We start from the raw sequence: 12733 nt of genomic DNA, 5'->3' as shown, positions 1-12733 counted from the left end.
GCCAGATGCGTCGCTGTGGCACATTTTATGTGTTAAACCGTGCGTTAACCGGCAACGGAATGTCGGTGAGGCTGTCATAAAGGTAAACCGCGGTTTATTATTGGTTGAACAGAGAAAAGTTAAGCTGCGTGCAGCGATGAGGCATGGCGCTGTATCAACTTTCAGCCATACTTTGTCTATCATTTTCACTGAATCTTGCCTGGTGAGCTTTGCCAGGTTATGGACTACTACCATCAGGAGTTTTATATGATCAAGCGTCTTCTCGTCGTTGCCGTCGCCGCCGTTACGTTGGCTGGGTGTGCCAATGAATCCATGTCCGGCGATGTCTACTCGTCCTCGCAGGCCAAGCAGGTGCAGAACGTCACTTACGGGACGCTGGTTTCCGTGCGTCCGGTTAAAATTCAGGGCGGCGAAGGCTCCAACGCCTTGGGGATGATCGGCGGCGCGGTAATTGGTGGGTTGTTGGGCAACACCGTTGGCGGCGGCACCGGCCGTACGTTGGCTACCGCGGCGGGCGCTATCGCCGGCGGCGCGGCGGGCAACAGCATCGGTGAAGTGGCCGGTCGTACCTCAGGCTACGAGCTGGAAATCAAAACCGACCAGAAAGAGAACATCGTCGTGGTGCAGAAAGCAGGCGACACCAAGTTCAGCCCGGGTCAGCGCGTGCGCATGGCGCGCATGGGCGACACCATCACCGTCTCTCCGCTGTAAGTCAGCAGGCGGCACACGGCAAACCGGAGGCAATCGCCTCCGGTTTTATTTCTGATGCTGTGAAACTGTAATCGTAGAAAAATAAGAATATTATTATTTGTTCTGCAGTTCGGTGATATTTTGTTCTAACTTGCCAATCAGCCCTACCAACAGATGCACTTCGTCGGCGGTAATGCCGCTTAAAATCTCACTGCGCGTAGACGTGATCACACTGTCGACTTCCCTGATGATCGGATCGGCCGCTTCGGTCAGCTTGATGCGCTTCGCGCGGCGATCGTTGGCACAGGTGTGACGCGTGATAAGCCCCTTCTCCTCCAGTTGGTCCAGCGTGCGAACCAGTGACGGTTGCTCGATACCGATCGCCTTGGCCAGCTGGATTTGCGACTGCTCCGGCGGCAAGCGATTGATATTGTGCAACGTAACCCAATGCGTTTGGGTCAGCTCCAACGGCTTGAGCCGATGATCGATGAGCGCTCGCCAAACACGAACCAATCGTGCTAAATCTGAACCTAATGTTGACTCCACTTACCCCTCCTTATAATTAGCATGCTAACATTACCTCCCAGAGCTTAGACTATTTTGGGTAACTCACATTAAAAACACAAATGTATATAATGTATATTGTGGAAATAACCACTATTTTTAGCCGCTATTGTTTAATCGTTATGCAAATATTCAACATATTCACCCGTAGGGATTGTTAATGTGAATACATCATGGTTACACGCCTCATCGCCCTTACCCGATTTGGTCCTGGGGGCATCGCTTTATTTTCCACCCATATTTAAAGCTTTTTTGCTAGGACTGGTCTTATGGCTGCTGATTCATCAGCTGCTCAGGGACTGGATGTATTCCGGTGAAATCTGGCACCCCATGTTGATGGACCTGTCCATTTTCGTCCTGACCGTCAGCGGTTCCTTATGGATTTTAGCGAGTTGGTAACCCATGCAGCATAAAACATTAAAATACTTTTCTACGGTGATCGTCTGCGCCATTGCCGTCTGCGCCGGTTGGTGGCTCTGGAATTATTATATGCAATCCCCATGGACCCGTGACGGAAAAGTGCGCGCAGAACTCGTCAATATCACCCCTGAGGTTTCTGGAAGATTAGAGAAAATAAGTGCGAATGACAATCAATTCGTACCTGCGGGAAGTCTGATTTTTACCCTCGACCCGGTGCCTTATCAGATCGCGCTGGACAATGCCGAGGCCGCGGTGGCAAAAGCGCAATCGGATCTGGCCAAGGCAGACCACGAAGCCGCCCGACGCCGCGGGTTGCCGCGCAACGTTATTTCCGCTGAAGATTTGGATGAGTCCAATTTAGCCGCTCAGGCAATGAAGGCCGCCTATAAAGCCGCCCTGGCCAACCTGGAACAGGCCAAATGGAATTTGAGCAAAACTAAAATTTACGCACCGACCGACGGTTATATCACCAATCTGCAGGCGCGGGTCGGGAACTACGCCAACGCCGGCACGCCTTTGGTCGCACTGGTGGATGTCCATTCGTTTTATGTACTCGGTTATTTCGAAGAAACCAAGCTGAAACATATAAAAGAAGGCAATAAAGCCGATATTGTCTTATATAACGGCAACACCCCGCTGCAGGGGGAAGTAGAGAGTATCGGCCGCGCCATTTACGATCAGAGCGTTGACAGCAACAACGATCTATTAATGGATGTTAAGCCCAATGTTCCCTGGGTGCGTTTGGCTCAGCGCGTGCCGGTGCGGATAAAATTGCTCAACGTACCCGCCGATTTGACACTGGTTGCCGGCACCACCTGCACCATTTCGATTCATCAGCGGAACTAAAGTGTGAACCTGCCCTTTCTGGAGTGGAGCCGTACCCCTTGGGGTAAGGCGACCGGCGGCCAATGGCGCTATGCGCTGCGCAACTCGCTGGCGATGTGTCTGGCGCTGTGGGTGGCGTTCGTGCTCGAGCTCGACGAACCTTATTGGGCGCTCACCTCCGCCGCGGTGGTCAGCTTCCCCACCATCGGCGGCGTGATCAGCAAAAGCATCGGCCGCATCTTCGGCAGCCTGGTGGGCGCCGCCGCCTCGGTGGCGATCGCCGGCCACTGCCTGAACGATCCCTGGCTGTTCACGCTGTTCATCGCCGCCTGGATCGGGCTATGCACCTATATCTCCAACCATTATCAAAACAACGTTTCCTACGCGTTCGCGCTGGCGGGCTATACCGCCGCCATCATCGCCTTCGGTACGGTCAACGTCACCGATACCCAGCAGATCTTCGATATCGCCCAGGCGCGGGTTTGCGAAGTGATCACCGGCATTCTGTGCGGCGGGTTGATGATGATGATCCTGCCCAGCACCTCCGACGGCGAAGCCTTGTTGACTTCGCTGCGGCGCATGCAGCAACGGCTGCTGGAGCACGCCGCCATGCTGTGGCAACCGGAGGTCACCGCGCAGATGCGCACCTCGCACGAAGGGGTTATCGGTCAGATCCTGACCATGAACCTGCTGCGCATTCAGGCGTTTTGGAGCCACTACCGCCTGCGGCGGCAAAATAATCTGCTCAACTATCTGCTGCACCAGCAGCTGCGCATTACCAGCGTCATTTCCAGCCTGCGCCGCATGCTGCTGAACTGGCCGGATCGCCCCGCCAATCTGATGCCGGTGCTGACGCAACTGCTGGATGAATTGCGCGATCCCGCCACCGACAAATACCGTTTGGCGCGCCTGCTCCAGCAGATTGCCCCGCAAGATGCAGCGGACTACCGCCATCGCGCCTTCTGGCTGCGTTTGCGTGATTTCTGCTGGCTTTACCTACGCTGCAACCGCTGGCTGCAACGATTGGAAAGCGCCACGGCGGTCAGCGTTCTCCAGCCGCCGCGCGTCACCTCGCTGGCGCGCCATACCGACAGCTACGAAGCCGCCTATAACGGCCTGCGCACCTTTTTATGCATCGTGATCGGCTGCGCCTACTGGATCAACACGCAGTGGGACGCCGGCAGCGCGGCGCTGACGCTCACCGCCATCAGCTGCGTGCTCTACTCCTCCACGCCTTCGCCAATCAACAGCGTCAGCACCTTGCTCAAGGCGGTGCTGCTGCTCTCGGTCGCCTGCTTCGTGGTGAAATTCGGTTTGATGATCCAGATTGATGATTTCTGGGTGTTCTGCGCCTTCCTGTTCCCGATCCTGGTGACCATGCAGATGCTCAAACTGCAGAATCCGCCTTATGCCGCGCTTTGGGGGCAGCTGATCGTCTTCATGGGCTCATTTCTGACCGTCAGTAATCCGCCGAGCTATGACTACCAGTCCTTTATCAATGACAACATCGGTAAAATTGTCGGTGTGCTGCTGGCCGGGCTGGCGTTTCAGATCCTGCGCCCCAGCTCAGACAAGCGAAAGAGCCGCCGTATTATCCGCGCGCTGCGCCGCGACTTTATCGATCAGTTGAGCAAAAAGCCGCAGCAGAGCGAAAGCCAGTTTGAATCGCTGATCTACCATCGCATCAGCCAGCTCAATCAAAGTCAGGATCAGGAGGCGCGCACCTGGTTGCTGCGCTGGGGCGTAGTGCTGCTCAACTGCAGCCATATCGTCTGGCAGCTGCGCGACTGGCAAACCCGCTCAGATCCACTGTCGGCGGTGCGCAACGTCTGTATCCACTGCCTGCGCGGCATCATGACGGAGAAAGGCGTGCAGCACAGTTCGCTGGACGCCACGCTGCAAGAACTGCTGCGCATGAGCAACGCCCTGGCGCACCACCCGGAACAGGCGGCGCGCGATCTGGCCGGCCTGATTTGGCGGCTCTACTGCTCGCTGCAGCAATTGCAACAGGCCATTGGCCCGCCCGCCGCCACAGCGGCCGTCAGCGGCAGATGATCACTTGATCACGCCGCAGGCGAAGCGCTCACCGCCGCCGCCGAGCGGCAGCGGATGATCCGAGTGATTATCGCCGCCGGCGTGCACCATCAGTGCCTTGCCCTCAATTTCACTGATTTTTTTCAGCCGCGGCGCCAACACCGGATCGTTCGCCATGCCGTCGGCGGTCACATAGATGGCCGGCAAATCGCCCAGATGCCCGTCGGCATACGGCCCGAGGTGTTTCCCGGTTTTTTGCGGATCAAAATGCCCGCCGGCCGCCAGCGCCGCCACCGCCTTACCGTCCTTCATGCCCGGCTCACAGCTGCCTTTCTCATGCACATGGAAACCGTGCACCCCGGCCGGCAAGGCTTTCAGGCTCGGCGTGAACAGTAAGCCGTAAGGCGTTTCGCTGATGGCCACTTTGCCGATATCCTGACCGATGCCCTGCCCGGTCACCAAGTTCATCTCAACGTCGACCGTCGCCGCCTGAGCGGCCCCGCAGGCCATCAGGCCAAGCGCCGCATACCAATAACGTTTCATCAATCAGTCTCCTTAATGACTCTATCGAGTTATCAGTATAGGAGAGCCAGCGCCAGCACTGTTAACCAACGCACAATCTCGCCAATTTGATTCGCGGGCCTAATATTTAGCACCAATAATAATTCTACCGATGTTGGTCCTCTGACCAGCTGTCGTTCGGCTAACGTTGTTTCCCTGTTTCCACCGCCGACGCGCGAGAGTTCACTTCCCGGCCAGGCGGCATACTTCATAAGGAACTGATATGGGCATCTTTAGCTATAAGGATCTGGACGAAAACGCGTCAAAGGCGCTGTTTTCCGACGCCTTGGCCATCTCTACCTACGCTTACCACAATATCGATAACGGCTTCGATGAAGGCTATCACCAGACCGGTTTCGGCCTCGGTCTGCCGCTGACGCTGATCACGGCGCTCATCGGCAGCACTCAGTCGCAGGGCGGCCTGCCCGGTCTTCCCTGGAACCCCGATTCCGAACAGGCCGCGCAGGACGCGGTGAACAATGCCGGCTGGTCAGTGATCGACGCCGCGCAGTTGGGTTACGCCGGCAAAACCGATGCGCGCGGCACCTACTACGGCGAAACCGCCGGTTACACCACCGCTCAGGCCGAGGTGCTGGGCAAATATGACAGCGAAGGCAATCTCACCGCCATTGGCATCTCATTTCGCGGTACCAGCGGCCCGCGCGAGTCGCTGATCGGCGATACCATCGGCGATGTGATTAACGATCTGTTGGCCGGGTTCGGGCCGAAAGGCTATGCCGACGGCTATACGCTGAAGGCCTTCGGCAATTTGCTGGGGGACGTGGCGAAATTCGCGCAGGCCCACGGGCTGAGCGGCGAAGACGTGGTGATCAGCGGCCACAGCCTCGGCGGGCTGGCGGTCAACAGCATGGCGGCGCAGAGCGACGCCAACTGGGGCGGCTTCTACGCGCAGTCCAACTATGTCGCCTTCGCCTCGCCGACCCAGTACGAAACCGGCGGCAAGGTGATCAACATCGGCTATGAGAACGATCCGGTGTTTCGCGCGCTCGACGGCACCTCGCTGACCCTGCCGTCATTGGGCGTTCACGATGCGCCGCATACCTCCGCCACCAACAATATCGTCAACTTCAACGACCACTACGCGTCGGACGCCTGGAATCTGTTGCCGTTCTCCATTCTCAACATTCCGACCTGGCTATCCCACCTGCCGTTCTTCTATCAGGATGGTCTGATGCGGGTGCTGAACTCCGAGTTTTATTCGCTGACCGACAAAGACTCGACCATCATCGTCTCCAACCTGTCGAACGTCACGCGCGGCAGTACCTGGGTGGAAGATCTGAACCGCAACGCGGAAACGCACAGCGGGCCGACGTTTATCATCGGCAGCGACGGCAATGATTTGATCAAGGGCGGCAAAGGCAACGACTATCTCGAGGGGCGCGACGGTGACGATATCTTCCGCGACGCCGGCGGCTATAACCTGATTGCCGGCGGCAAAGGCCACAATATCTTCGATACCCAGCAGGCGTTGAAAAACACCGAGGTTGCCTACGACGGTAATACGCTTTACCTGCGCGACGCCAAGGGCGGCATTACGCTGGCGGACGACATCAGTACCCTGCGCAGCAAAGAAACCTCCTGGCTGATTTTCAGCAAAGAGGTGGATCATCAGGTGACCACCGCCGGATTGAAATCGGATTCGGGCCTCAAAGCCTATGCAACCGCCACCACCGGCGGCGACGGCGATGACGTCCTGCAGGCTCGCAGCCACGACGCCTGGCTGTTCGGCAACGCCGGCAACGATACGCTGATCGGCCATGCCGGCGGCAACCTGACCTTCGTCGGCGGCAGCGGCGATGACATCCTGAAGGGGGTCGGCAACGGCAATACCTTCCTGTTCAGCGGCGATTTCGGCCGCGACCAGCTGTATGGCTTCAACGCCACCGACAAACTGGTATTTATCGGCACCGAGGGCGCCAGCGGGAATATCCGCGACTATGCCACGCAGCAAAACGACGATCTGGTGCTGGCCTTCGGCCACAGCCAGGTCACGCTGATCGGCGTCTCGCTCGATCATTTCAACCCCGATCAGGTGGTATTGGCCTAAAGACCGACGTAAAAAAAGCCGGGCGCTTTTGCCGCCCGGCTTTCCTCTTTCTACCCCGTCTCAGGGCACGTCATACCCCAACGCCGCCTTGCGAATGCGGAACCACTGCTGGCGGTTCAGCGCCAGTTTCTGCGCCTTCAACGCCGAACGCACCCGCTCGATCTTGCCGGAGCCGATAATCGGCAGCGGCGAAGACGGCAGGCGCATCACCCAGGCGTAAACCACCTGTTCAATGGTCTCGGCGCCGATCTCTTGCGCCACCCGCTGCAGCTCGTCGCGCAACGGCTGGAACTCGGCGTCGTTGAACAAGCGGCCGCCGCCCAGGCAGGACCAGGCCATCGGTTTGATGCGCAGCTGCTGGCACTGATCGAGCGTGCCGTCCAGGATCGCCGGTTGGTGAATCGGCGAGATTTCCACCTGATTGGTGACCAGAGAGAACGGCAGACGCGACTGCAGCAGTTGGAACTGCGCGGGCGTAAAGTTAGAGACGCCGAAATGGCGCACCTTGCCGCTTTTGTGCAGCGCGACAAAGGCTTCGGCCACGTCGTCAGCGTCCATCAACGGATCCGGGCGGTGGATCAGCAACAGGTCGAGGTAGTCGGTGTGCAGATGGCGCAGCGAGTGTTCCGCGCTCTGTACGATATGATCGCGGTCGGTGATGTAGTGGCCGATCGGGTTGCCGGGCTTGGCGGTGGTGGCAATGCCGCACTTGCTCACCAGCTCCAGCGACTGCCGCAACGCGGGCTTCAGGCGCAGTGCGTCGCCGAATGCCTGCTCGCAGGCATAACCACCATAGATATCTGCGTGATCGACGGTGGTGACGCCCAGTTCGACATGCTGTTCGATAAACGTCAGCAGCTGCTGCGGCGACATGCCCCACTCCATCAACCGCCAGTAACCGCAAATCATACGGGAAAATTCAGGCCCCTGCGGCGCGAGACGAATGCGTTCTACCATTGCGAAAACCTCATGACATTAGTTGTCAGCCAGCATACACAAGCCGGTGAGGCGCAGGGAAGCGCAAAGGCGCATGAACGTGCGGCAGATCAGGAAAGGGTCAAAACAGCGAAGGCTGTTCCGGCAGCGGCTCGTCGGGGGCTTTGTTGGCGCGCTGCAGGCGCAGGAAACGTTGGCGACACAGACGCAGCACTTCGCGCTTTTGCGCGTCGCTCATGCTCATCCAGCCGAACCGCTCCTCGCGGCTGCGCAGGCAGCCACGGCAGAAACCGCGATCGTCGGCCTGGCAAATGCCGCGACACGGGCTGGGGATGTCGAAAAATTCAAGCTGCTGTGCCACGGGCCCTCCTGCATTCTCCTGCTAATTGAAGACGTCATCGCCGCCGCTGGCAAGTCCCTTTTCGCCATTGCGGCGAAAATAGTCGCGCAAATAGCGCAGCGCCTGGCGGCTTTTCTCCGGCATAGTGCGTTCCAGCGTCAGCGCGTGCAGCCGCAGCGGCGCCGGCCGCCACTCCGGCAACAGCAGCAACAGCTCGCCGCGCTGCAGCTCGTCGCCAATTTCATACAGCGGCTGAACGGAAATGCCCAGACCGGCGCGGGTAAAGGCGCGCATCACGTTCATGCTCTCGCTGACGATCTGCCCCTCCGCCAGCCGCAGCTTGACCTGCTGGCCGGATTGATGCAGCAAATCCAGATGGGCCCCGCTGTAGCCGCTGGAAATCCAGCGGTGCTGCACCAAATCCTGTGGCTTTTCCGGCACCCCATGCTGGCTGAGGTAACGCGGCGCGGCGCACAGCACCATCGGCCACGCCGTCAGCGGGTGAGCGATCATATTGGCGTCCGCCAGTTGACGATTGGCGCGCAGCGCAATGTCGACCCGGTGTTCTATCATGTCGACGATGCGATCGTCCGCCAGCACCCGCAGCGTCAGCTTGGGGTGCGCCTGCAACAGCGGCGCCAGCGCCTCCGCCAACGAGCGGCCGCCGATGCCGACCGGGGTGGCGATGCGCAGCTCGCCCACCAGCGTGTCCCGCAGTTCCGCCAGCCGCTGCTCCGCCTGCTGCGCCTGTTGCAACATCGCCTCGCAGCCGGGATAAAACGCCGCCCCCGCCTCGGTCAACGCCAGACGGCGGGTGGAGCGGTGCAACAGCGGCACCCCGAGCGCCTTCTCCAGCGAGCGCATATGCTGACTGACCGCCGACGGCGTCATGCCCAGCCGCCGCGCCGCACCGGCCAACGATCCCTCCGCCACCACGGTGGCGAACACCGCCATTCGATTGAGTTTATCCACCATTATGAAGTTTTACTTAATCAAGAAAGCATGAATATGGCACTAATCACGGCTATTGTTAAGGACTAGAGTAGATCCCACGCAGCAGGCACATCGGCCTGCCTTACGATACTGACCCATCCCTGAAGGAGCATACAGATGAAAGTAGCCATTATTGGAGCAACCGGTTTTGTTGGCCGCCGTGTGGTGGATGAAGCGCTGGCTCGCGGCATGCAGGTAACGGCGATCGCCCGTCAGAAAAAAGATTTGCCGGACCACGCCAATCTGACCGTCGCGCTGGGCGACGTCGCCGATACCGCCTGGCTGGCGGGGCAGTTGCACGGTCAGGATGCGGTGATCAGCGCCTACAATCCCGGCTGGGGCGAAGACAACCTGTATGAGAAGACTACGCGCGGCGCCCAGCAGATCCTTACCGCGGTCGAGCAGGCAGGCGTCAAGCGCCTGTTGGTGGTGGGCGGCGCAGGCAGCCTGGAAGTGGCGCCGGGCGTTGAACTGGTGGATACGCCGCAATTCCCGGAAAATATCCGCCCCGGCGCGCAGGCGGTGCGCGATCTGCGCAATAAACTGCGCAACGAATCAGCGCTCGACTGGACCTACCTCTCTCCGGCCGCCCTGCTGGAACCGGGCAAACGCACCGGCCAGTTCCGCCTCGGCACCACGCAGCTGCTGATGAACGGCGACGCGCCGGCCAGCATTTCGGTGGAAGATCTGGCGGTGGCTATCGTCGATGAGATTGAAAAACCTCAGTTTATTCGCGCCCAGTTCACCGCCGCCTACTAATTCCCCTCACCGCCAGGCCACCGGCCTGGCGTTTTCCCGCGTTCGCCGCCGCCAGTATTCTGAATTTCTAAGGTTTTCTTAAGTTTCATCCGGTAGATTTCAAGGCATTATCCACTCTCAGGATCCAGATTTGGCAATGTGGTTACGTCAACGCTTACAGTGCAACAGCCTCGGTTTTATCCTCGCCACCGCCCTGTTCTTCACTCTGTTCCAAAACGCGTTATTCCTGCATCGCGCCTGGTCGTATATCACCTTCGATAGCGTCCACAGCGTGATATTCGCCGCCAGCATGCCGGTGGTGATCTTCTGTGCGCTGAATATTATCTTCAGCGTGTTGACCGTGCCCTACCTGCGCAAACCGCTGATCGTCTTTTTCTTGCTCGGCAGCGCCGCAGCCAACTATTTCATGTACAGCTATGGCGTAGTGATCGACGGCAACATGATGCAAAACGCCTTTGAAACCAACACCCACGAAGCGACGGCGTTGCTGACGCCGCGCATGGGGCTGTGGCTGGCGCTGCTCGGCGTCCTGCCGGCGGCGGCGGTTTGCTTCACCCATATTCGCCAGACCCGCCCCTGGTGGTACATGGTTGGGCTGCGCGCCGCCAACGTCATGCTGTCATTGGTGGTGATCCTGATCATCGCCGCGCTGTTCTACAAAGACTACGCTTCGCTGATCCGCAACAATAAAAGCGTGGTGAAGATGTTAACGCCTTCCAACTTCGTCGCCGGCACCATCAAGTTTACCGAGCAGCGCTACTTCACGCGCAATCTGCCGCTGGTGAAGATCGGTGAAGACGCGCGCAAAGGGCCGCTGATCGCCGGACAGGCCAAGAAAACGCTGGTGATCCTGGTGGTGGGCGAAACCGCCCGCGCCGAAAACTTTTCTCTCGGGGGCTACGATCGCGAGACCAACCCGCGCCTCAAGCAGGACAACGTGGTCTATTTCAAGAACGCCAGCTCTTGCGGCACCGAAACGGCAATCTCCGTCCCCTGCATGTTCTCCAACATGCCGCGCAAAGCGTACGACGCAACTCAGGCGACGCACCAGGAAGGCATGCTCGACGTGCTGGCGCATGCCGGCGTCAACGTGCTGTGGCGCGATAACGACGGCGGCTGCAAAGGCGCCTGCGATCGGGTGCCGCACATCGACATGACCAAACTGAAACTGCCGCAGGACTGTGACGGCGAGGTTTGCATGGACAATGTGCTGTTGTACAAACTGAACGACTACATCAATAGCCTGAAAGACGACGGCGTGATCGTGTTGCACCAGATGGGCAGCCACGGCCCGGCTTATTACCGCCGCAGCACGCCGCAGTTCCAGACGTTTTCGCCGACCTGCAACAGTAATCAGATCCAGGATTGCAGCCATGAGCAGTTGGTGAACACCTACGACAACTCGATCCTGTATACCGACGCGATGCTCGATGCCACCATCAAGCTGCTGCAGCAGTATGACGACCGGTTCAATACCGCGCTGGTCTACCTGTCCGATCACGGCGAATCGCTGGGGGAAAACGGCATGTACCTGCACGGCACGCCTTATGTGTTCGCGCCGAGCCAGCAAACTCACGTGCCATTCCTGATGTGGATGTCGGCCGACTATCAGCGCAATTTCGGCATCGATCGCCAGTGCCTGAGCGCGCTGGCGGAAAAGGACGACGTGTCGCAGGACAATCTGTTCCACACCCTGTTGGGCATGCTGAATGTGCAGACGCGTGAATATCAATCCCAGTTGGATATTCTGCAACGCTGCCGCAACGCGGCGTAAGCGCTTAACTTCCGCGTGCCGCTGAGGCACAATGCTTGAGACCAACCGGCGTTTTGTGCGCCGGTTTTTTTATTCCCATTGACCTAGACCAATCGGTCTATTATGCTCGGCACCATGATGACCAAATCAACGCATTGCAACGTGGATACACGTGAACATCTGCTCGCCACCGGCGAAACCCTCAGCCTGCGCCTGGGCTTTACCGGCATGGGGCTGAGCGAACTGCTGGCCACGGCGGGCGTGCCGAAAGGGTCGTTCTACCACTATTTCCGCTCGAAGGAAGCCTTCGGCGAAGCGATGCTGCAACGCTATTTCGCGCACTATGATGCGCAAATGCAAACGCTGTTTGCCGACGAGCACACCGATGCCCGCCACCAGCTCTTGGGGTATTACGCCCAGGCCATCAGTTACCACTGCCGCAGCGAATGTCATAACGCCTGTCTGGCGGTGAAACTCTCCGCCGAGGTGAGCGACCTGTCGGAGCCGATGCGCCATGCGCTGGAAACCGGGACCGCCCGGGTGATCGGCCACCTGCAGGCGGCCATTGAGCGCGGCATCGCGGAGGGATCGCTGTCGGTAGCCATGAGCCCGGCGGCAACCGCAGAGACGTTGTATGCCCTGTGGCTTGGCGCCTCGCTGCGCGCCAAGATCCGGCGCTCGTTGGCCCCGTTGACCAGCGCACTGGAAAGCATTGAGTTGCTGCTGCGCCCGCCGCAGCCGTAACACCACCGTCTTTTTTCGTGAAAATGCAGTTCGTGTTTTTTTATCG

Annotated in this window: 13 protein-coding genes; 8 read left to right on the top strand and 5 right to left on the bottom strand. The window is 58.9% G+C overall.

Annotation, left to right across the window (positions count from 1 at the left end):
* Nucleotides 1–246: 246 nt before the first annotated feature.
* Nucleotides 247–711: a glycine zipper 2TM domain-containing protein gene (locus tag J9788_RS03445; RefSeq protein WP_025159710.1), complete on the top strand. Its 465-nt coding sequence runs from the start codon at nucleotides 247–249 to the stop codon at nucleotides 709–711.
* A gap of 93 nt (nucleotides 712–804) precedes the next feature.
* Here the strand turns inward: J9788_RS03445 and slyA are convergent, their stop codons facing one another.
* Nucleotides 805–1236, bottom strand: a complete 432-nt coding sequence (gene slyA / locus J9788_RS03440; protein ID WP_004931301.1) for a transcriptional regulator SlyA — start codon at nucleotides 1234–1236, stop codon at nucleotides 805–807.
* Between the two features lie 180 nt (nucleotides 1237–1416).
* On the opposite strand from slyA, the gene J9788_RS03435 reads away from it, so the two are divergent.
* From J9788_RS03435 to J9788_RS03425, 3 genes are read left to right on the top strand one after another with little or no spacing between them, the layout of a single operon-like run.
* Nucleotides 1417–1653, top strand: a complete 237-nt coding sequence (locus J9788_RS03435; RefSeq protein WP_025159708.1) for a DUF1656 domain-containing protein — start codon at nucleotides 1417–1419, stop codon at nucleotides 1651–1653.
* Nucleotides 1654–1656: 3 nt separating this feature from the next.
* A complete protein-coding gene (locus J9788_RS03430; RefSeq protein WP_015377735.1) occupies nucleotides 1657–2520 on the top strand; it encodes an HlyD family secretion protein in 864 nt (287 codons plus the stop codon).
* 3 nt (nucleotides 2521–2523) lie between these two features.
* Nucleotides 2524–4554, top strand: a complete 2031-nt coding sequence (locus tag J9788_RS03425; protein ID WP_182264556.1) for an FUSC family protein — start codon at nucleotides 2524–2526, stop codon at nucleotides 4552–4554.
* On the opposite strand, the gene sodC is transcribed toward J9788_RS03425, so the two are convergent.
* The gene (gene sodC / locus J9788_RS03420; protein WP_033642927.1) at nucleotides 4555–5076 is read right to left on the bottom strand and encodes a superoxide dismutase family protein; all 522 of its coding nucleotides are present in this window, start codon (nucleotides 5074–5076) and stop codon (nucleotides 4555–4557) included.
* A 241-nt stretch (nucleotides 5077–5317) separates the two neighbouring features.
* Between sodC and J9788_RS03415 the strand changes: the two genes are divergently transcribed.
* Complete coding sequence (locus J9788_RS03415; protein ID WP_182264557.1) at nucleotides 5318–7162, top strand: polyurethanase; 1845 nt, start codon at nucleotides 5318–5320, stop codon at nucleotides 7160–7162.
* Between the two features lie 60 nt (nucleotides 7163–7222).
* On the opposite strand, the gene J9788_RS03410 is transcribed toward J9788_RS03415, so the two are convergent.
* From J9788_RS03410 to J9788_RS03400, 3 genes are all read right to left on the bottom strand, one after another.
* On the bottom strand, nucleotides 7223–8119 hold the full coding sequence (locus J9788_RS03410; RefSeq protein ID WP_033652596.1) for an aldo/keto reductase family oxidoreductase: 897 nt from the start codon (nucleotides 8117–8119) through the stop codon (nucleotides 7223–7225).
* Nucleotides 8120–8219: 100 nt separating this feature from the next.
* Nucleotides 8220–8459, bottom strand: a complete 240-nt coding sequence (locus J9788_RS03405; RefSeq protein ID WP_019455980.1) for a DUF1289 domain-containing protein — start codon at nucleotides 8457–8459, stop codon at nucleotides 8220–8222.
* Between the two features lie 21 nt (nucleotides 8460–8480).
* On the bottom strand, nucleotides 8481–9410 hold the full coding sequence (locus J9788_RS03400) for a LysR substrate-binding domain-containing protein (protein ID WP_200900525.1): 930 nt from the start codon (nucleotides 9408–9410) through the stop codon (nucleotides 8481–8483).
* 138 nt (nucleotides 9411–9548) lie between these two features.
* Between J9788_RS03400 and J9788_RS03395 the strand changes: the two genes are divergently transcribed.
* The 3 genes from J9788_RS03395 to J9788_RS03385 all read left to right on the top strand — a co-directional run bounded on the left by J9788_RS03395 (nucleotide 9549) and on the right by J9788_RS03385 (nucleotide 12687).
* Nucleotides 9549–10190 carry an NAD(P)-dependent oxidoreductase gene (locus J9788_RS03395; RefSeq protein WP_046898484.1) on the top strand — a complete coding sequence of 214 codons (642 nt, stop codon included), beginning with the start codon at nucleotides 9549–9551 and terminating at the stop codon, nucleotides 10188–10190.
* Nucleotides 10191–10326: 136 nt separating this feature from the next.
* The gene (gene eptA, locus J9788_RS03390; protein WP_046898485.1) at nucleotides 10327–11964 is read left to right on the top strand and encodes a phosphoethanolamine transferase EptA; all 1638 of its coding nucleotides are present in this window, start codon (nucleotides 10327–10329) and stop codon (nucleotides 11962–11964) included.
* Nucleotides 11965–12066: 102 nt separating this feature from the next.
* Entirely contained in the window at nucleotides 12067–12687 is a 621-nt protein-coding gene (locus tag J9788_RS03385; protein ID WP_046898486.1) for a TetR/AcrR family transcriptional regulator, read from the top strand.
* Nucleotides 12688–12733: the final 46 nt, after the last annotated feature.

Origin of the sequence: Serratia sp. X10 (assembly GCF_017811775.1) — a bacterium.
GTDB lineage: Bacteria > Pseudomonadota > Gammaproteobacteria > Enterobacterales > Enterobacteriaceae > Serratia > Serratia ureilytica.
This window is presented reverse-complemented; position numbering and strand designations above follow the sequence as displayed.

What these genes read in the sequence shown, in the direction of transcription:
- J9788_RS03385 (WP_046898486.1), top strand. Translation starts at nt 12,067, where the DNA reads ATGCTCGGCACCATGATGACCAAATCAACGCATTGCAACGTGGATACA.
- eptA (WP_046898485.1), top strand. Translation starts at nt 10,327, where the DNA reads ATGTGGTTACGTCAACGCTTACAGTGCAACAGCCTCGGTTTTATCCTC.
- J9788_RS03415 (WP_182264557.1), top strand. Translation starts at nt 5,318, where the DNA reads ATGGGCATCTTTAGCTATAAGGATCTGGACGAAAACGCGTCAAAGGCG.
- J9788_RS03410 (WP_033652596.1), bottom strand. Translation starts at nt 8,119, where the DNA reads ATGGTAGAACGCATTCGTCTCGCGCCGCAGGGGCCTGAATTTTCCCGT.
- J9788_RS03430 (WP_015377735.1), top strand. Translation starts at nt 1,657, where the DNA reads ATGCAGCATAAAACATTAAAATACTTTTCTACGGTGATCGTCTGCGCC.
- J9788_RS03445 (WP_025159710.1), top strand. Translation starts at nt 247, where the DNA reads ATGATCAAGCGTCTTCTCGTCGTTGCCGTCGCCGCCGTTACGTTGGCT.
- sodC (WP_033642927.1), bottom strand. Translation starts at nt 5,076, where the DNA reads ATGAAACGTTATTGGTATGCGGCGCTTGGCCTGATGGCCTGCGGGGCC.
- J9788_RS03395 (WP_046898484.1), top strand. Translation starts at nt 9,549, where the DNA reads ATGAAAGTAGCCATTATTGGAGCAACCGGTTTTGTTGGCCGCCGTGTG.